The following is a 19,810-nucleotide window of genomic DNA, read 5'->3' on the forward strand; positions in this document are numbered from 1 at the left end:
ACCTAAAACGGAATATAAAAATTATCGATGGCCACCACGTAGAAAACCATGATGGCAATGAATGTCAGAGACGGAAACGCGATAAAACGAGACAAACGCGTCTTGTTCATAATGATCACCGTTATCCATGTAGCGGTGACCGCTAGAATCAGCACCAAGAGCAGCGGTGAAAAGTAAACATCGCCCCAAGAGAGTTCGTGTGGCATTACTGCACCTCCCCATCTTGTCCGGCACTGTTTTGCTCGGAACTTATTTGCTCGGTAGTGTCCCCTTGTGCTTTGTCTGATGGTTGCTCAAGAAGAAGTGGTGGCAGAAATCGTTCTTCTTCGTCTAACAAACCATTCCAATCACTGCGGTCTTGCATCTGTTTAGCCACGGTTTCTGATAAGAAAGGTTTACCCGTTTGGGTTTCCCAACCGCCACCAAGTGCTTTGTAGAGGGCGACCACTTGGTTCGCGACGTTACCTTTGATGGTGGCGTAGCTGTCTTCAGCGCGAGTCATCTTTTCGACGGAGTTCAACAGTCGCTCAAAGGATATTTGACCGTTTTCGTACTGGGTCATGGAGATATTGAATGCGCGAATTGACGAGTTTACGGATTGAAGACGCAGCGTTTTTTGTTCCAAGTAAAGGTCATAAGCCTCGAGTGCATTGGTTACTTCGTTAACGGCTTGTAGCACTTTCTTGTTGTAGTTGGTGAGCGTTTCTTGAAAGCGGGCATCTTCGAAGCGAATGTTGTTCTTCACTCGACCGTATTGAAAAATGTTCCAGCTAAAGCTTGGCCCAATAACCATGGTTAGTGAATCACTGAAGCTAAAGCTGCTGCCATCTGGCACAGTGCTGTTTATGCCAATGGAGCCAAAGAGAGAAAAACTAGGGTAAAGCGCGGTCTCTGCAACACCAATTTGAGCACTTTGCGCTCGCGCTTGCATTTCTGATACTTGTAGATCAGGGCGTCGCATCACTAAGTTTGCATCGACCTTGTTATCTACGAACGGCGGGCGAGGTACGATGGAGCGTTCGTCCTGGCCAGATAATGCGGGTTTTCTTCCCGTCGATTTAAATTGCTGTTCATAAGCGATGAGCTGTTGATTAAAACCATCCGATTTTAATAAGGCTTCAACTTCTTGTGGCAATACACCCAGCAATAGCGCTAACGCCGTTCGGGACTGCTTCATCGCAATTTCTAAGGCGGGCTGTGCGGCCTTGGTGTTGAATAGCTGATTCTTGGCTTGTTGAACATCAAGCTCGGTCACATTGCCGGAATCAAACTGTACCTGAGTAATACGGACTACGCGCTCTTGAATTTCGATATTTCGTCGAGACAACAAGATGCGTTCTTGGAACGTACGGTAGTTGATGTAATTACGAGCGACTTCAGCCGTAATGGTGACCATGATATCGTGATAAGACGCGATGGATGCGTAGTAGCCCGCTTCGGCTGATTCAATGCCGCGTGCATATTTGCCCCAGATGTCCATTTCCCAACCCGCATCAAACGACAGCGCAGCGTTATTGACACCTTGGTCGTTCACATAAGCTCGAGCCACATTGCCCGATACGGTTTGCACTTGTGGATATTGCAATCCAGTTGAAATTCCCAATAGCGAACGTGCTTGTAGGATGCGCAAACCTGCCGCTTCAAGATCGAGGTTTTGTTGGCTCGCCATCTCTACCAGTTGGTTCAGTGTGGGGTCGTTGAACTGCTGCCACCACTGCTGCAGTTTTTGATCGGATTGTTGCGTGTCTTGCGCCGCTTTTTCTACCGACCAATCACTTGGTAAGGCGGTTTGCTCTGGATGGACGTAATCCGGACCCAAAGTCGTACACGCACTCAATCCGAGTACAGAGAGTATGGCGAGGCTTGGTTTAGTTAGTTTTAGAAGCATCATTCCCTCACCTTTAAAACCGCTTCTGACGTAAGTTCACCCAATCGATATCCTCATAGGTTTGCTTGCATTGTTTGATAGCTTCGAACACGTTCCGTTTTAAATTCAGTAAGATATAGAAACCCGCTATCTCTGAATAAGCGTAGTCAGATAACTCCAACTCGCGAAAGAAATCTTCCAATTTATTTTCAAAGGACTGGTAATCAAGGCTGTACTGTTCGAATACCGAATCGAGTTCATGAGTACCCTGATGGTTGGCAAGCGCTCCTGCCATCAGAGGTAATATGGAATCAGTGTGTTTTGCTCGTAGCTGTTTAATCAGGGGATTGCTGAGCAACTTTTGTTCGGTGGCCATTAAAATATTAATGTGGTTGCTAAGTGCATCACATGATTTTGTGAATGCCCCAATGGCTTCCGGAGGCGTCTTGTCAAACAGCTTATGATTGATCTTTGATCCCCAAACCATGATTTTTTTGGACGAGACATTGAGCGTCGCAAGGTGCAATGAGCGCTTCACTTTTCGAAAACTTGATTCCGATTGTTCTTGGTAGCTGGTAAACAACGCCCCAACATGCCGGAAATAGCGCTCTTTTAAAGTTAAGAATAAGTGTTCTGGGCGAGAACTAAATGGGAAGTAATGAGCAAAAATGATCATGAATACCACCATATAAAACAGAGTCATGATGGTCATGAGAATGCCAAAGTGATAGGTCATGTCGTTATTGAGCCCAAGAACGAATAAGCCAATCATATAGAAAATGGTCACAGGGCCTTTGAACAGATAAAAGCCCACAAAAGTATAGATAAAAATGAATAACCCGAGTTCTGCACCTAACTCTAGCCCCGGTAATATGAAGACGTAAGATGGCACCGCAAACAGAAAGCCAAACGTAAACAGAATGAGCAGAACAAAGGGATGAACGGGCACAAATGACAGTAATGACATGAATATGGTTGAGAAAGTGACGAATGAGTAACCGCCAGGAGGGTTAAAGTAGATCCAAATAAGCCCTGCAATCCAATAGGTGGTGAACGTTTTTATGGCCGTCTTGAAGTTTTCTGCATCCCACCATAGAAACTTACTCTTTTGCTGAGGGAGTGCTTGCTCGAATGACACGTTGTTCGTCACAGAATCGATGCAGCTGATACTCTCTGCTAGTCGAGATAAGCTTTGATGCATCAACTTTAGTAGGTGACCAAGTGTCAGCGCTGAACCTTTTACTAGGTGCGTTGCATCCGATAGAGCTTGTTGGTTGTAATCGACTTTAAATTCTTGAGCACGGTAAGCAGGCCCGTTGTTGTCCCACATCTCTTGACAGGTTTTGAAGAGAGTTTGAACTTCTTCGATGGCTTGATCGAAGTTGTTGATGCAGCTTCGGTCTTGCTGGTGGCTAAAGTGACTGTGTGCAGCAACACTGAGCTCTTGAGTGATTTGTTTATTAAAGTGGACCGTTAACTGCCACTCTTTGATGTAAGCAGAGACATCGCTACATTCGGCACTGACCATGGCAAAGCGTTGTTCAAGTGCATTTTGTGCAGCAAATACGTTCGCGAGTAAGGTATCGATGGATGGTGATGCCTTGTCTTCTTGGTCGATGCTTGCCTCGCCATCATTTGTGCTTTCTTTTGTCCCCGAATGGGGGGAGATAGCTACAGGATTCGTTCTTTGGTCAAAGCTGAGCAATATGGCATTGAATAATGCGTGTTGCGCTTGGTTAAGTTGTTCAACCATTTGACGAAGGTTTTGCTCTGTTTTTGTTGGCCACAGAAACGTACCCACCAAGGTATAAAGTACCACCCCAAAGATGGTCATATATGCTCGATCGACACCGTAAAGAAATGCGCCCTCTGCATCGCCGCCGTTGGACATCATTAAAACCATGACGCCTGTTAATGCGAGTAACGTAGGGTCTTTTTGGTAAGCATTACGAAAATAAAAGATAAAAGAGACGACAATCGAAACGCTCAGCATGTACAACAAGCGATCTTGCGCAAACATTCCGACTAACAACAAACCTATGACCGCGCCTACGACAGTACCAAGCACACGCAGTGTCCCTTTGGCGAGTGATTCTCGGCGACTGCCAGTGGATGCAATCAACATGACCGTGGTTGCTGCGGTAGATGCTTGAGGCCAACCCAGCGCAAAAGGGATCAAATAAGCCAGAGTTAGGCTAAGCGCTACTTTTGTGGCGAATTTGATTTTGTCGTTCATAGTATTAATGCTTGCTCTGGTTTATGGTGATGAGTAAATGAATTTACGCAATCAATGTTTTAGATTTATTCTCAGCAAAATTCGGAGGCGGAATATAGCGGCCAAAAAACAATGGTTTGTGAATCCTTTGTCAAAACCATGTGGGGAGCTCAATGCTCAAAATTTCCTCCATGCCTTGTCGTTACTGGGGTTGATGCTAAATTACGGCTAAAATTTTCTCTGCATTGGTCTCATCTTTGGAACACTCATTGGCCTACGAGTAGGTATGAAATGCTAATTTAGTAAAGTGATGATCTTGAGCATCTTGTTCAGAATTAAAACAGAGCTGAAACGTCGAGAAACAAGCGCCTGTATAAAGCATAGATGATGGTAAGAGATTTGATAGAAAAGTGATTACTTTTTATTGGGTTGCCGGTGTTTACATGAAATTTTGGGAGCGGTGTGGAGCCTAACGGAGAAGTGTAATGGGGCATCGATAATTCAATGCCCCATTATTTAAGGAAGATTAGTTTAAGGAAGATTAACGAGAGTAAGATTGCCACATTGGGTTTTCAGCAAAGTAACGCTCAACAATGTTGATGTTACTTTCTGGGCGTGGACGACGGAAGTTGTGATCAACACCGTTGTACATCTCTTCTCGTGGCGTTTTGTAGAACGCGTTAATTTCATCATCTAGGTAAGGCAGCACTTGCTGACGAATCATCATTTGATGAATATCATGTGTCATACGCTGTAAACCTCTTGACTCATTGGCAAAGCTACTATCGTGAGAGCCCCAGTGATGGCCAAACTCATGTCCTACAATACCAATACCTGAATTGTAGTAGTGTGAGTAGTAGTTCCAGGTATCGATACCTAAAACATCTCCGCCACCAAGGCCTCCACCAATAGTTGAGATACCTAAGCGAATACGATCACGATCCATAAAGGCTTGATAGATATTTTGGTAATCTTCCGTGGTAAAGTTACCACCTGGACCATTAACTGGGCCTGCATCACCAAAGAACTCGTTTTGACCTTGACCAATACTCTGTTTGTAGTTGAACCATAAATGCTCGAATTCAGGGCTGTTCATCACGTAAGCGTAGTTCGCCATGATGATCATCCATTCACGCGCATAGGCTGGGGTAATTTTCTCCCAATGACCGTTTGCTTGTGAGTAAGTACCAAAGCTCAAACGCCATTTCGATTGCCAATCTGTTAGCTTCTGCACAAACTCATCCGTTTCAGAGGTCAAACGAATATCCACCAAGTCACGCGGTAGATGCGTCGCCTCGGCAAGACCTTCAATCGTAAACGACTGAGTGCCATCAACACTTGCGTATTTCACACCATCTTTAAACGCGTGTGAGGTTGTGTAACTAGCAAATGGTTCTAGCTGAGCAATTGTACCTAATTTGATCCACTGACCCTCATCACCAAAGCGCGCTTCTACGGTGAGATCGTAAGTGGTTTGAGCTGCATAGCTAGTAATCTCTAGCTCATCAAGACGCTGTGTGCCTGATAATAGGCGGTCTACACGCACTTCATGATTAGAAGTCAAACTTTCCCAGCTTTCACCATCGAATAGTAGAGGTGTATGGGTTACGTCTGGCGCTTGCAAATCAAACATATGATCGTTGTTTGTCGGCGTATTTTCTTGGTGGATACGTAGTTCATCCATATTAGCAATGACGACGGTACGATCTTGAAGCATAGCTAATGCTTTATCTTCAACGGCTAAGTCATAACTCGCTTTTAGCGATTGATCTTGTTCGGTATCAGCGTCTACATAACCCTTAAAGGTGTGTATCGCCTCACCTTCAATGCCACCGTCAACAAAGCTAAACTTATCTTTGCTAAACTGCTCTACAACACCTGCATTGTTGCCAACATATACCTCGCCATTATTTGCTTGGTAAGTGTTACGATAACGAGTATTGGCAAAACGGTGTTTCGCTTCAACTAGCTCATCACCGGCTTGCACTGACGCCAGATCAAACACGTACGTCAATGTGTTATCGAAGTTTACAATCAGTTCATTGTTAACCACTTCCATCTTCACATTCGTCCAGATAGAGTTACTTTCTGGTAAGTTGAAGAAACCATACTTAGATAATTTCTTATGGTTAGCTAGCTTGACATCCGCTTGACGGTAGATAGAGATTTTCCCCGTAATATCCGCAACAAAAATGTACTCATTATTTGCAGCAACACTATGCGGGTGCGTCAGGGTCTTGTCGAAAGTGTTACCAGACCAAGAACCCGTACCCAGAGACATAACGATCTGATCGTTGTTGTTGGTATCGTAGATATCGACGCGGTTAGACGATAGAGAGGCAACATATAAGCGCCCATCGTGTTCAGTAATATCACTCACCACGCGGTAAGTCTCATTCACGCCGTTGAGCGAAAAACCAGTGATTGGAGCTAACGCCTGCTCAGCATTTACGTCATATCGGACGATATGCGAAAAACCGCCATTGGTATTACCAACATAAACTTTGCCATTGCTTAATGCCACCGATTCTGGCGCAAAATCACTTTCAGATTCATAGCCAAAATCAGCGTAAGTTAGGGTTTTACCAGTGCCTAAGTATTTAATCTTCGTCAGGTTCTCACCTTCTTCTAAGGCACAGGTATAGTCTTCTAATACAAGATGAGTAAAACCACCAGCGGCGTAAGGATTGCCATCAGGGAAATACTCGATTAAACAGCCATTGTCGTAGTCATAGTTGCCATAGATCTTGTTTACGGCAATCATACCTAAGTCGTACCAAGTAAGTTCCCAGTCATCACTTAGAAAATCGAATACATTACGGAAAAGTGTTTCATCCGTGTACGGTATAGGGAAATCAAATTCAATATAGTTATCTTGGTTGATTTTATATTCAATGCCATTAACCGCGATATAACGCTTGCCATCTTTGATGGTGACATTCCGTTCATCCTCGGCGTACTGACGCAGTTCATTGATACGTTGTTGAATTTGGCTATGAGTGTCACGAAGTTCTGTAGTGAAAGCATCAGACGTTGTTGCATAACTTGTGCTAGACAATAAGATTGAGCCGATAAGCAGCGGCAAGAGTTTTCTATTCATTTGAATTTTGAATGTTTGTTTTTGATTTATGTATTTTATTTTTATTTTCTTAAGTTTGAGACGAAAATAACAACAATTCTGGCAGAAGATCACAAAACTATTTTAACTTGTTTGTAAAAAAACGGATTTTATAAATGCATGATTCAATTGCATTTATTTTTTCTTTGATGATATTTCCGTATTAAAAAGGGGGGGATTAGCTGGGGAGGAGTGAAATCGTTGCTAAATTTCAAGTTGCGCCAAATTTGTAAAGTGGTTCTGATAATATTTTGCTTATGAAAATCTCATGCAATATTAATGTGACCTATATCACCTAATGAGTGAATCATATAGAATGGCGACCAAATTCAGTATGACCTTTTTTAACAGCATCTCGAATGTAAATTAAGATCTTGTTATTAAAAGAAATTTACTTCGAGGGCGCCACTATGATAAGTACAAATAACATCACCATGCAATTTGGTGCAGAACCACTGTTTGAAAATATTTCAGCTAAGTTCGGTAATGGCAACCGCTACGGCCTTATAGGTGCTAACGGTTGTGGTAAGTCAACGTTCATGAAAATTCTGAGTGGTGCGTTAATGCCTAGCTCAGGTAACGTATCGATTACTCCCGGATTAAAACTGGGCGTATTGAGCCAAGATCAGTTTGCGTTTGAGCAATACACCGTGATTGATGCCGTTATTATGGGTGACCGTAAATTGTGGGAAGTGAAGCAAGAACGTGATCGTATTTACTCTCTGCCAGAGATGAGCGAAGAAGACGGCATGAAAGTGGCCGAACTTGAAAGCGAATTTGCTGAAATGGATGGTTACACCGCAGAAAGCCGTGCTGGTGATATTTTGCTTCAAGCGGGTATCGAGGAAGAGTTGCACTTTGGTTTGATGCAACAAGTTGCTCCGGGCTGGAAACTGCGTGTGTTGTTGGCTCAAGCTCTGTTCGCTAACCCAGATATTCTGCTACTTGATGAACCGACCAACAACTTGGACATCCACACCATCAACTGGTTGGCGGAAGAGTTGAACCAACGTAAGTGTACGATGATCATTATCTCGCACGACCGCCACTTCCTAAACTCTGTCTGTACGCACATGGCAGATATTGACTACGGTGAGCTACGCATTTATCCAGGTAACTATGAGTACTTCCTTGAAGCATCAGGTCTTCGTCGTGAGCAGCTATTGGCTTCCAATGCGAAGAAAACCGCTGAAATCAATGAACTTCAAGAGTTCGTAAACCGTTTTGGTGCGAATGCGTCGAAAGCGAAGCAAGCCAGTTCTCGTGCAAAGAGAATGGATAAAATCCAACTCGATGAAGTAAAAGCAAGTAGTCGTGTGAGCCCATCGATTGATTTTGGTGAGGGCAAAAAGCTACATCGTTTAGCGTTAGAGTTGCAAGATCTTGGTCATTCATTTGGCGACGAATTGCTGTTTGAAAAAGGTAATCTGTTGTTAGAAGCCGGAACTCGCCTTGCGATCATCGGTGAAAACGGTGTGGGTAAAACGACCTTGCTGCGCTGCTTGGTGAGAGAGCTAGAGCAAACTCAAGGCATCGTTAAGTGGTCTGAGAATGCCTCAATCGGTTACTGCCCGCAGGACAGCAGTGCAGATTTTGATAACGATTTGACTATTTTTGAGTGGATCTCTCAGTGGCGCACCGTTAAACACAATGATTTGATGGTGCGTGGCATTTTGGGACGTCTGCTATTTACGGCAGACGACGCGAATAAAAAAGCGAAAAATTGCTCGGGTGGTGAGAAGAACCGCCTACTATTTGGTAAGTTGATGATGCAAGACATCAACGTGCTGGTGATGGATGAGCCAACCAACCACATGGATATGGAAGCGATTGAAGCACTCAACAGCGCACTAAAAGTGTATACAGGCACGTTGATCTTTGTGAGTCACGACCGAGAGTTTGTATCATCGCTTGCGACGTCGATTATTGATGTAAGAGACAAAAAATTGGTGAGTTTCCAAGGTACGTTTGAAGAGTACATGGCGCATCAAGAAAAAGTACTAAGCGCTGCGTAACGAAACTATTTAGTCAGTAGTTATTAGTCTGTAGATAGTTATTAGCCTGTAGATAGCGAATAGCCTTAAACCTTGAATAAACGAAAATAGGCGCAGGTTATTCGCCGCTATGATTTTATTTTACCCTTATTAAAAGGGCACTGTGGTAAGCCAATAAGCGCCACTCATCAGTAAGGAGTCGTTCATGAGCCATGAATTTATGACCGAAGAAGAACGCATTGAACTGCAGAAGAACAACCCATTGCATGGTCTTAAAATTGAAGACATGTTGCAGCAGCTTGTAGATTTTTATGGCTGGGAGATTCTTGATACTGCAATGCGTATGAACTGTTTCAATACTAAACCAAGCATTGCAAGCAGCGTGAAATACCTGAAGAAAACGGAATGGGCTCGCGAGCGAGTAGAGAACTTTTACCTATACCGCTACAAGCGCATGCCAAAGGCGTCTGAATACGAGTACAACTTACCACCACGTGCACGTACTTTCCGTCATGGATTGGAGCCACGTGAACCAATGGAATTAACCGTAGAATCGATTCTGGCTTCACAAGCGAAAGCAGCGTCTGCGCACAAAGAGCGTTCGTCTAAGCAGCGTGCTGATCGCGCTCGTTTTAATAATCGCCGTCGATAATATCTATCAGTTACTCACACTTGTTCTCATGTGCTTTGATGTTTCGGAAACAAGAAAGATGATGAAAAGCCAAGCTATCCAGTTTGGCTTTTTTATTGTCTTTTCTTTGACTAAATCATTGTCCCATCCAGACCCAAGCTTGATAATCGAAGAATATGTCAGCTATGAATTTGATTAAGGGGTTAACCGAGTTTGGAAACTTTCCCCGACATAATCAATAAACTCGCGAAGCTTTTGTGATTGCTCTTTGTGGTAAGGGTACATGATATACAGCGCGGATAATCTAGCGGCGTTGTATGTGAAAGCAAAAAGCGACGGCACCGGACGCGTTGCCTTCCCTTTGCTGTGGGATAAGCAAAAGCATGCGGATGATGAACCAAGTTCTATTGTTTGTTTAGCTCTGCCGCAGTATCAACAAAGATGCCTTGGATATCTTTCGCTTCACGCTCTGTTTGACCGCCGTGTTTTAGGAATGCGTCGATGATCGCTGCAGTTTTTTGCTCTTTTGCGCGCTCTAAGAAGTAACGCAGCTCTAGCTCCGCACCTGCGTCTTCATCTTTGATAGAGGTTGCGATGATCTCTTTGTACATCACGATGTCACGCACTTCTAGTTGGCTAATCACGCCCAATGTTGCCGCCCCTAGATTTTTAGAAAAATATGGTGAGGTGACTACCTTAGAGAAATTGGAATCTTTACCTGCAACTATTTATGCCGCGCCAGGGTTGCTGTTCGATAAATTCGGTTATCAAGATGAGCAGGGTAAACAACAGCACTTTCAGCTTAATGTTGCTTATAAAGTGAATGATGTGGAAATGTTGGCAAGAAGCGCCGCTGGTGGAAATACGCTTGCGGTGGTAACCGCACAGATGGTCCAAGACGAAATCAAACAAGGCAAATTAGTTCCAATTATGACGGACTTGAACATTGATGATTTCGGCACCTTTTACGCCGTGTATCCACACCGAGATGCACCGATTAAAACGAAGTTATTTATAGACACACTCAAATCCATTGTTGGAGAGGAGAAGCCCATTTGGGAAAAGAACATTCCAAACTTCGACAAGATGTATGGGCGAGGGAAGTAGTGTTTGAGGTGCGGACGAAAAAAGCACCGACATTTGCGGTGCCTTTGTTTTGAGTGCGAAATGGCACGTAGTCTTTTTCAGCGATTAGAATTTCGCCATCAATGACTTAGTCAGTGGCAGGCGGAAATCTTTGCCCATCATTTCGTAAACGTTGAATTTCACCGTGTTCCAGTTTTCTTCAAAGTTGTATTTGAACACGCTGTCACCAGTATCCAAGCTTTGGGTCATGGTCCATTCTGTCGCGTAACCTGACATCCCATTGCCGTTGCCAAAGGTTGATGGGGAACTGAAGTACGGCATGGAGTTCGTCTATCTCGATGGCCTGCAATTGCTGGTTTTCCAAAAGATCCTCCACGCAATGGGTTGGAACAATTGCCCGGCCATCACCTGCGACTAGTAGGTTGTTGAGTACATTCACACTTTCGATTTGTTGGGCGAGGTTTGATATCGTCAGCGTTTGTGCAATGCCAGTATGGTGAAAATCCGCCATCAACAGTTGCCTTGCTCGCTTTAGAGAAGTGAGGTCAACAATCTGATGTTGCTTAATAAATTCGCTGGTGGCACAAACAACAAACGGAAGATTTAGTCCTACAAAAGTGCCTTATTAAAACCTAATGTAAGACCCAAACAGAGTCCAGACAGAGAAGAGCAAGTTGTGATGAGTTCACTTATCTTAATATTCGCTCGATCTGCTTAATAACATACGCATCCTCTAGCGCTTTACCCAACATCAATTGATGGTTCAGCTGCCCATGAGCTTTATTCTGACTCATTTCGTGCAGCTTTCTCTCTACAGGTGGGCGTTCTTAAACTTCGACATCATGTGGATTGTTGTGATCGGTGGTTACATGGTGCTGGAATGTCGCTTAGTCATGAAAACACCATTGTATTTGCAACGTCCTGTTGCGCTCATGCTGTATTCTTTGAGTGTGATTATTTCGATTTACTGGACGCAAGCACCACAAGGTTTGGAATGGTTTTTACCATTGTTCTATCTAAAGCTATTGGTGAGCTACGTATTGCGTGAAGAACCGTACAGACCAGAACACGAATAGGAAACCATGTTATGAAAATGCACCCTCGAATTTTACTGGCGGGCTCAACGGGGGACTTAGGCTCGAACATTGTTGAGTTACTCCTCTCTGAGCACATTGAATTTAAAGCCATTGCGAGAAACAAAACCAAGTTGCTCGCAATGGGCGTGGAAGAGTCACAAATGATTGAGGCTCAAGTGACTCATCCCGATGAGCTTAAAGGTGTGTGCGAGGGTGTCGATGTTGTTATCTCATGCTTGGGCATTACTCGCCAACGAGATGGATTAGGTTATTTGGATGTCGACTACCAAGCAAATTTGAACTTACTCGAAGAAGCAGAGCGAGCAGGTGTCGGTAAATTCATTTACATCTCTGCGTTCAATGCTCAGAAATATCCTCAAGTTCGTCTGCTAGAGGCGAAAGAATGTTTTGCTAATCGGCTTTTACAATCAATAAAACTAACCCCTTGTGTGATTCGCCCGAACGGCTTTTTCTCCGATATTACCGAGGTGTACAACATGGCGAAATCGGGTCGAGTGTTTACTTTTGGCGATGGTGAAAACTTGCTTAATCCCATTCACGGAAAAGACTTGGCTAGATTTTGTTTTAAAGCGATTGAACGAAATGACATAGAATTAGATGTCGGTGGCCCAGATGTTTTATCAGTCAATGATATTGCTCGGCTTGCGTTCAAATCTCAAAACAAAGTGGAGAAAATTACGCACCTACCGGACTTCCTGCGCAGAGCCGGGTTATCGATAGTACGCCACTTGCCGGAGAAATGGGGTGGACCTGCTGAGTTCTTCTTGACCATGTTAGGCGGAAACAACATCTCGCCGACTTATGGTCGTCATCGACTGAAAGACTACTTTGGCGAACTGTCTTTAACCGATAACGAATAGATTGTGAAAAAACACGAAGCACACGTGAGGTGTGCTTTCTTATTCGATTGGCTCGGTAACTGGCATTACTTAGCTTGCTGCATCTCAACTAAACCACCCGCGTTATGGATGTTTGTGAAGCCTTGTGACTGTAAGTATTGATAAGCTTGCCCCGAGCGATTACCGCTACGGCAATAAAGGACGATATGTACGTCTTTATCAACATTGGCTAAATATGTGTCTAACTCTGACAGTGGGTAATTGATGGCATTGTCCAAATGACCATCAGCAAACTCATGCGGCGTACGAACATCAACTATCATTGCGCCTTGTTCAATAAGTTGCCAACCCTGCTCCGCTCGCTCCGAAGCCTGTGCGGCTGAGTGAAGTAATCCGGTACACATTAGCATTAAAGCAAGAGTAAATGGTCGCATTAAAAATTGCCCTCGAACGACATAGTTATATAGCTGTTTTATATAGCATAATGTTGAGTATTAAGACGAACTACTTTTCTTGAGCGTGCTGAGATATCACCGATTCATTTTCGCCGTCGTGTTCGTCGTCACGTTTTTGTTTCTCGTGCATAGCCTCAATCAATTGGCGATCCAGTTCAGCAAAGAATCTGTCTTCTTCTGCCTTACCTCGAAGACGGAGTTTTTCAGTAAAATCCATGAGTAGGTCTCCTACTTGGTATACCACTTTAAGTATAGACACTGAGTTTTTTTAAGGCAGGCTGAATCAAATAAAAAGAGCCCTCTAGGGGGAGAGGGCTCAGGGGAGGAGCTTAATCAGGTTTAAGCTTGAATTAGATTGGTTGCGTTTTTCATTGCTTCTTTCGTTGAGCATTCCACAACATTCGCATTTGCAAATCGGTGTGCGTCTTTCACTTGAATATCGTGAGCAAGAATCACCAATTTCGCGTTTGCTACATCTAGGTCCGTGATGCGATTCTGGATCCCGTTTTGACCTTGCGTTTCCACTTTGATCTTGATACCAGCCGCTGCGCCTGCTTTTTCAAGTGCTTTTGCCGCCATGAATGTGTGTGCTACGCCAGATGGGCAACATGTTACTGCAACGATGTCGTACTCGCCTTCGCCTGCTGCTGGAGCTGCTTGAGCTTGTGCAGGTGCTGCTTCTGCTATTTCGTCTTCTGCTTCTTCTTCAGCTACTGGTTTCCAGAAGCCAACGATAACTGCTGTGGTTAGTGAGCCTAGCGCGATACCAACTACGTACATCGGAATGTTGCTTGATACTGGTGCCGTGATCAGGCCACCCCATGGTGCGTGTAGCAGGATGTCCGTTAGGAAACCAAACACACAGCCAACAATACCACCAGCAACGATTGATGGAAGAACGCGTACAGGGTCGTTCGCTGCGAATGGGATAGCACCTTCAGAGATACCGATAGAACCCATGATTGCTGCTGCTTTACCCGCTTCTTGCTCTTGCTTAGTGAACTTCTTCTTGAATAGGAATGTGGCTAGTGCCATGCCTAGAGGAGGCGTACAGATCGCAATACCAACACCACCCATTAGCCATGGTTGAGTGTCAACTTGAGTTTGAGCGAACAGCGTTGCTACTTTGTTGATTGGACCGCCCATATCGAATGCCGTCATACCACCAAGAATCGTACCTAGAACCACTTTAGAAGCGCCTGCCATAGAAGCTAGGAATTCGTTCATAGAAGCCATGAAGATCTTGATTGGCTCACCGATACCCCAAAGTACGATACCTGCAGAAATGAGAGTACCAATAAGTGGGTAAATGAAGTACGCGCCAAGAGCCGTCATGTTGGTAGAAAGAGGGATCTTTTTAAGTTGGAATACCACACCACCGGCGATGAAACCTGCAACGATACAGCCAAGGAAGCCGCCGCCCATGTCTGCCATGATGCCAGAAGAGATCATTGCTGGAGCAAGTGCTGGTTTGTCTGCAATTGAGTAACCGATAAAGCCACCCAGAATAATTGGAAACAGTACTAGACCTTTAATACCGATATTAGAAATATCAGCCAATAAACCATCGGCAGGTACCGCACCTTTACCAGATGCCATTACCGCTAAAGCCAATAGAACACCACCGGCAACGATAAACGGCAACATGTGAGAAGTACCAAATAAAAGGTGACCTTTCATGGTGCTTAATAGTTTTTTAAAATCGCTATTATTAGTAGCTTGAGCTGTTAGGGTACTCATAATTCTACGCCTTATGAATTAATTAAAATATTTAATATTTGATGTTCGTCTTTTGCGTTATGGATATCTTCAATAAACTCTTCGCTAAATTTTCCGAATAATTCTTGAAGAACATAAATATGGTGATCCGCGCCATTGTCTGGAGACGCAATCATGAAAAATACGGTTGGTTTGATACCGTCCTCGTCGTTGTATTCGATCCCATCACGCTTTACACCAACAGCGATGGCAGGTTCAGTAACGGCTTTACTTTTTGAGTGAGGGTATGCAATGCCATCCATTGACGTGACGCTTAGTGCTTCACGGATTTCAATGTCGTTTAAAAATGCTTCTTTGCTATTGATTCGATTATTCTCTAGTAGCATTTGTGCTAGTTCTTCAAACACGTCTTTTTTATTTGTTGCTTGAAGGTTGTTATTAATTAGGCTGACGTTTGTTAGTTCTGTAATCATTTTTAACTCGTTGGTACTGAAGTAATGAGTTAAATTTAGTGAATATGGTGAACTTCGGAAATAGTAAAAAAAATCCAATAACTATATTTTTGTATCACTCGATATTAAGTGTGATAGACGTCATCAATATCCCTAACGAGCTAAGAGAGATGTTATGTGATGAATATCTCGGATAGTTAAATATTAAGGAGAAATGGTACAAATTTAATTGGCTTAGAAAACCAGAAGTCAGAGAGCAAGAATACTGGGACAGACAGTTATGGCAGCAAAGTGATAATGGTCTGTTTGGATACAGACCCCTGTGCCTCGTCTTAGCTGAAAAGGCAGCGTCAAACAGAATCTGTGGTCAGAAAAGGAGAGAGCAGAGGTGAATGAGACCGTTAAGGTTTACTTTGGTTTTTGTATTTGTGCAATAAATCGAGTGGGATATGACAGTAGTCATTGGGAAAGCGCGTCAGTCTGTCTTGGTGCTCATCATCACTTGGCACGTAGTTCGTGAGTGGCAGTACCTCTACGGCGATCTTATCGGCATCAGGTCTTGCCGCTATAAACGCTTTCGCGATGGCTAGGTGTTGTTCGCTTTGGCTATAAACACCAGTACGGTACTTCTCACCTACGTCTTCACCTTGCTTGTTAATGCTGTAAGGATCGATGATCTCAAACAGATACCCCATTAAGGTTTCTACTGAAACTTGCTCAGGATCGAACTGCGTTCGTACGCACTCTGCGTAGCCGTCGTATGCTGTGGAAGTTGAACTTGTTGTGCCGTTGGCGCGTCCTGCTTGGGTTGCAATAACGCCAGAGATGTGACGCATAAATTCTTGAACACCCCAAAGGCAACCGCCCGCAAAGTAAATATCTTCCATCATTTTTTCCTATAAAGTTTGTGTCATTATGACCAACGCCCGCTCAAATTCAAACTCTACGACTAAATAGAATTATCGTTATATAGGATTCGATTCGACCGCTTATATGTTCATGGCTAAGGGGCCTCTTTTGGAAATAAGATCGGCAGGCTATCTCGATATGTGTCATACCACATGTCACCATGATCTAACCCGTTGTATTTTATCATTGGAGGTAAGTTTAAGCCGAGATAACCTTTCTCTTGAATATGTTTGTAGAACACATCAACCCAAGTGTAATTGCCAGCGGTTGTGGCACTGATTATTGCGGTAGTTTCTAACCAAGGAGAGGCGTTATAACGTTGCTCTGCTATTTGATAAATAGTGTCTTGTGTGCGCCAGAATGAACCATCAGAGATGATGAAATTGCTGAAAAATTCAACGCCTATGTCTTCTGATAGCATAATGTGTGCCGCTTTTGCTCCACCAAATGAGTGACCAGCTAATGTGCGTTGACGAGGATCAGCATCGTATTCTGATTCCACGATTGGAATGAGTTCTTGAGTCAGAAAAAGGTAGAAGTCGTTTACACCGGGCGGTAAGTAATCAATGTTTCTACGGCCAGGAGGTCCTTCATGAATTGAGACTAAAATAGCATCTGCTTCGTAGTGTGCTATGAGATTGGCGAAACTTTGGCCTGTCACGTTGCCATCTGAAACGTAGATAATAGGCAGCGATCCCCAGCGTTCACTATAGTTTTTGGGTAGGTAAATGTCGTAGGGATAACTGACACCAGTGATATTGGAAAAGATATTGTATTGTATTTTTTCTGGTGAAGTGAAATCGTTGATTGGATCTGAAACTGAGCTTTCACCACCACATCCAAGTAGCATTACCCCTAACAAAAGGGTTACTAGCCAATGCTTCAAAACTGCCATGTTTTACCTGTATTTTTGTGAAACAAAACGAATATAGTAAGTATATGAAATCTAACCGTTAAAAGATCGTTGCGACTTTAAGAAATGAAAAGGCATTGTATATTAATTGGTGATTATTTGAGCTGATTATCGAATATTATGAATGTCGTTGTTTGATTGGGTACTTGTATATGTGACATTTTCCCATCGAATTTTTCTGCTTTCGGTTATTTTTTGCAATTAACTAGCTTGTTCATCGGCATGCTTAATCGAGAGAGTCTAGACTTGAATGGAAATTATACTCAAGTGAATCCAAATTGTTGTCTTGTCAACAAATCAAGTCACCCTCTGAATCTATTTATAAGCTTGGCCGCGCAGAGGTGGTGGAACGTACAACATGAATCTATATAAGGAAATAATGGCATGAAAAGAACAATCATAGTTGCAGCACTCACATTTCTCTCTTCTTCAATTTTTGCGGGCGTCATTAGTGTCGAAATGATGGATTTGGGAACAGACCAATCAACGGGTACCGTCACGATTGCGTCCAGTGAGTATGGCACGGTATTTACACCAAATCTCAAAGGCTTACCTGCGGGTGCTCATGGTTTTCATATACACGCCAATGGGTCTTGTGAAAGCAGTGAGAAAGAAGGAAAAACGGTGTTAGGTGGCGCAGCTGGTGGTCATTACGATCCGGAAAATACAGGTAAACATGGTTTTCCTTGGACAAATGACAACCACTTAGGCGATCTACCAGCGCTGTATGTCAATGCCGAAGGAATGGCCCAGCAACCCGTGTTAGCACCAAGAGTGGCATTGGACGATGTCAAAGGACGAGCTTTGATGATTCATGCTGGTGGTGACAATCACTCTGACCATCCCGCAAAACTCGGTGGTGGCGGTGCACGCATTGTGTGTGGTGTGATTAAATAAATCAGCCTCAAATTTTTATAGATTAAAAAACGGTCCACATATGTTGGACCGTTTTTGTCAGCAATAAAGCAAATGACAATAAGCCAAACTATGCGAGTTTTTCTATGATGATCTCGTCAGAACTATTGACCAATATTGCCCCTTTTTCTTTAAGTTCAGCAATGACTGCATCGACATTATTTGGCATAACAGCGCGACTTGAAGCAAGGTTTACGATGACGTTAAAACCAAGAGCAAGAGCTTGTTCAACTGATTTTTTTACGCAGAAATCTAGGGCTAGGCCGCCAATAACAAGGGTGTCTATCTGGTTGAACTTAAGGAACTCATTGGCACCAGTGGTTTTGGTATCCGCCACATCGTGAAAGAAAATTCCGTAAGGGTGTGCGTCTGGATCCATTCCTTTATTTACTTGAAAGTCGTATTCCAGAGCTGGCGGTAAACCATCGAGTAATTCAGAACCGGTTGTGCCGAGTACGCAGTGTCGATTCCATTTGATATCAACATTTGGTAACCCAACCGGTTCTAGCATGTTTGCTGGCGATTCAGCATCCCAAGCGGCTTTTGGCGGGTGCAAGTCGCGACTCACAAGTTTTAAACGACCTTTCGTATGGTTATTTAGCAGCTCTGGCACGATGTCTAGTGCGCCGGCAACAGGCAACTCATTTGGGCACAGTTCGGTAAAGCCTTTTTCAGGGTCTACATCAATAACGGCGGTGGTTTGGTAGTTAACTTGAACTGTCATGGCAGGTTCCTTATCTGTCGTTTAGCTTGCGTTAACCACGCAAACAGTTTTGGAAAAAGGTCACTTCATTATTCGTCAATGTGTACACCATAGCAGGCTTGCCGCCCTTACCTTTGTTGGTGGACGCGACTTTGTTGGTGGCTTTGAGCACGCCTGAATCAACAAGACGACGCTTGATCGTCATACGGCTAATGTCGATACCAAACTCTTGATATGCAGAGATGATGTCCGCGACTAAGAATTCTTTATCTAAAGCAAACAGCAAAACCGAAGTGTATTCAATGGAGGCTCGCAGTTTTTGCCAAGCCTTTTCAATGGTGTTTTGGTGGTCAAACGCGAGGGTTTCTTTACCCTTGAGAACGTCTTGCAACGTAAACCACTTAAGTTGAGACTCTGGAACGCCTGCGTTGTTGATTTGTTCGGCGTTATTACGATCAACTAAAGCATAATGGGTGATATTTAAGCTCCAGTCTTCCGGGTCTCGTTTTGGATCGCCGTCGATAAAGGCTTCACTAAAATGTCGAGGATAGGTATGGATTTTTTCGCGGCAAATACGACGTCTCGCTGCCTCAAAGTTTTCATCGGCGGGGCGTCCACCCTCTTGGGTCATGTCTTTATCAAATACGAATCCACCCGGTAATGCCCATACTCCGTGATAAGGGCGTTCAGGGTTGGTACGTTTGATCAGCAACACTTCCAAACCTTTATCGGCGTTGCCTGATAGTCTGAATGGAATAATGTCGACAGTTACGATCATGATGAGGTCCTGAGAATAATTTGTAAGTAATCTAGCGCATAACAACGGAGGGTTCAATGGGTAAGTAACTAATAGTTATGAACGTCGTCGTCATCAAAAACAAATCTGTCGATGGATTG

General features: G+C 43.7%; 17 protein-coding genes and 3 pseudogenes. 6 read left to right on the plus strand and 14 right to left on the minus strand.

What is annotated here, in order from left to right; translation table 11 throughout:
* Positions 1–2: 2 nt before the first annotated feature.
* The 4 genes from KHN78_RS20385 to KHN78_RS20400 all read right to left on the minus strand — a co-directional run bounded on the left by KHN78_RS20385 (position 3) and on the right by KHN78_RS20400 (position 7,182).
* On the minus strand, positions 3–206 hold the full coding sequence (locus tag KHN78_RS20385) for a DUF1656 domain-containing protein (RefSeq protein WP_128813346.1): 204 nt from the start codon (positions 204–206) through the stop codon (positions 3–5).
* The gene (locus tag KHN78_RS20390; RefSeq protein WP_211918609.1) at positions 206–1,891 is read right to left on the minus strand and encodes a TolC family protein; all 1,686 of its coding nucleotides are present in this window, start codon (positions 1,889–1,891) and stop codon (positions 206–208) included. Before KHN78_RS20390 ends, KHN78_RS20385 begins: the two co-directional genes overlap by 1 nt.
* A gap of 10 nt (positions 1,892–1,901) precedes the next feature.
* Positions 1,902–4,103 carry an FUSC family protein gene (locus tag KHN78_RS20395; protein ID WP_211918610.1) on the minus strand — a complete coding sequence of 734 codons (2,202 nt, stop codon included), beginning with the start codon at positions 4,101–4,103 and terminating at the stop codon, positions 1,902–1,904.
* A gap of 520 nt (positions 4,104–4,623) precedes the next feature.
* Positions 4,624–7,182, minus strand: coding sequence for a YncE family protein (locus KHN78_RS20400; protein WP_211918612.1), 2,559 nt, complete (start codon positions 7,180–7,182; stop codon positions 4,624–4,626).
* 428 nt (positions 7,183–7,610) lie between these two features.
* On the opposite strand from KHN78_RS20400, the gene KHN78_RS20405 reads away from it, so the two are divergent.
* Positions 7,611–9,215, plus strand: coding sequence for an ABC-F family ATPase (locus KHN78_RS20405; RefSeq protein ID WP_211918613.1), 1,605 nt, complete (start codon positions 7,611–7,613; stop codon positions 9,213–9,215).
* 199 nt (positions 9,216–9,414) lie between these two features.
* On the plus strand, positions 9,415–9,846 hold the full coding sequence (locus KHN78_RS20410; protein WP_128813532.1) for a VF530 family DNA-binding protein: 432 nt from the start codon (positions 9,415–9,417) through the stop codon (positions 9,844–9,846).
* 383 nt (positions 9,847–10,229) lie between these two features.
* Here KHN78_RS20410 and KHN78_RS20415 read toward each other — a convergent pair.
* A pseudogene (locus tag KHN78_RS20415) lies at positions 10,230–10,484 on the minus strand (enoyl-CoA hydratase/isomerase family protein); the annotation flags it as partial.
* Between KHN78_RS20415 and KHN78_RS20420 the strand changes: the two are divergent.
* Positions 10,477–10,932, plus strand: a pseudogene (locus KHN78_RS20420) (LysR substrate-binding domain-containing protein); the annotation flags it as partial. The pseudogenes KHN78_RS20415 and KHN78_RS20420 overlap by 8 nt on opposite strands.
* Positions 10,933–11,016: 84 nt before the next feature.
* Here the strand turns inward: KHN78_RS20420 and KHN78_RS20425 are convergent.
* Positions 11,017–11,232 carry a hypothetical protein gene (locus KHN78_RS20425; protein WP_223917802.1) on the minus strand — a complete coding sequence of 72 codons (216 nt, stop codon included), beginning with the start codon at positions 11,230–11,232 and terminating at the stop codon, positions 11,017–11,019.
* Positions 11,233–11,684: 452 nt separating this feature from the next.
* Here KHN78_RS20425 and KHN78_RS20430 point away from each other — a divergent pair.
* Together KHN78_RS20430 and KHN78_RS20435 are read left to right on the plus strand one after the other, a co-directional pair.
* Positions 11,685–11,987, plus strand: a pseudogene (locus KHN78_RS20430) (hypothetical protein); the annotation flags it as partial.
* A gap of 11 nt (positions 11,988–11,998) precedes the next feature.
* Entirely contained in the window at positions 11,999–12,868 is an 870-nt protein-coding gene (locus KHN78_RS20435; RefSeq protein WP_211918618.1) for an SDR family oxidoreductase, read from the plus strand.
* Positions 12,869–12,933: 65 nt separating this feature from the next.
* Here the strand turns inward: KHN78_RS20435 and KHN78_RS20440 are convergent, their stop codons facing one another.
* From KHN78_RS20440 to KHN78_RS20465, 6 genes are all read right to left on the minus strand, one after another.
* A complete protein-coding gene (locus KHN78_RS20440; RefSeq protein ID WP_223917833.1) occupies positions 12,934–13,257 on the minus strand; it encodes a rhodanese-like domain-containing protein in 324 nt (107 codons plus the stop codon).
* A gap of 94 nt (positions 13,258–13,351) precedes the next feature.
* Entirely contained in the window at positions 13,352–13,519 is a 168-nt protein-coding gene (locus KHN78_RS20445; RefSeq protein WP_211918620.1) for a hypothetical protein, read from the minus strand.
* 122 nt (positions 13,520–13,641) lie between these two features.
* Positions 13,642–15,042 carry a fructose-specific PTS transporter subunit EIIC gene (locus tag KHN78_RS20450; RefSeq protein ID WP_211918621.1) on the minus strand — a complete coding sequence of 467 codons (1,401 nt, stop codon included), beginning with the start codon at positions 15,040–15,042 and terminating at the stop codon, positions 13,642–13,644.
* Between the two features lie 11 nt (positions 15,043–15,053).
* The gene (locus KHN78_RS20455) at positions 15,054–15,494 is read right to left on the minus strand and encodes a PTS sugar transporter subunit IIA (RefSeq protein ID WP_211918625.1); all 441 of its coding nucleotides are present in this window, start codon (positions 15,492–15,494) and stop codon (positions 15,054–15,056) included.
* Positions 15,495–15,874: 380 nt separating this feature from the next.
* Positions 15,875–16,360 carry a peptide-methionine (S)-S-oxide reductase gene (locus KHN78_RS20460; protein WP_211918965.1) on the minus strand — a complete coding sequence of 162 codons (486 nt, stop codon included), beginning with the start codon at positions 16,358–16,360 and terminating at the stop codon, positions 15,875–15,877.
* Between the two features lie 116 nt (positions 16,361–16,476).
* Positions 16,477–17,277: an alpha/beta hydrolase gene (locus KHN78_RS20465; protein ID WP_211918629.1), complete on the minus strand. Its 801-nt coding sequence runs from the start codon at positions 17,275–17,277 to the stop codon at positions 16,477–16,479.
* Between the two features lie 402 nt (positions 17,278–17,679).
* On the opposite strand from KHN78_RS20465, the gene sodC reads away from it, so the two are divergent.
* Positions 17,680–18,192 carry a superoxide dismutase family protein gene (gene sodC / locus KHN78_RS20470; protein WP_211918632.1) on the plus strand — a complete coding sequence of 171 codons (513 nt, stop codon included), beginning with the start codon at positions 17,680–17,682 and terminating at the stop codon, positions 18,190–18,192.
* Positions 18,193–18,280: 88 nt separating this feature from the next.
* Here the strand turns inward: sodC and KHN78_RS20475 are convergent, their stop codons facing one another.
* Together KHN78_RS20475 and KHN78_RS20480 are read right to left on the minus strand one after the other, a co-directional pair.
* Positions 18,281–18,934, minus strand: coding sequence for an isochorismatase family protein (locus KHN78_RS20475; protein ID WP_211918635.1), 654 nt, complete (start codon positions 18,932–18,934; stop codon positions 18,281–18,283).
* Between the two features lie 31 nt (positions 18,935–18,965).
* Positions 18,966–19,691, minus strand: a complete 726-nt coding sequence (locus KHN78_RS20480) for an NUDIX domain-containing protein (RefSeq protein ID WP_211918638.1) — start codon at positions 19,689–19,691, stop codon at positions 18,966–18,968.
* Positions 19,692–19,810 lie beyond the last annotated feature (119 nt).

The organism is Vibrio sp. B1REV9 (genome assembly GCF_905175395.2).
Taxonomy (GTDB): domain Bacteria; phylum Pseudomonadota; class Gammaproteobacteria; order Enterobacterales; family Vibrionaceae; genus Vibrio; species Vibrio alfacsensis.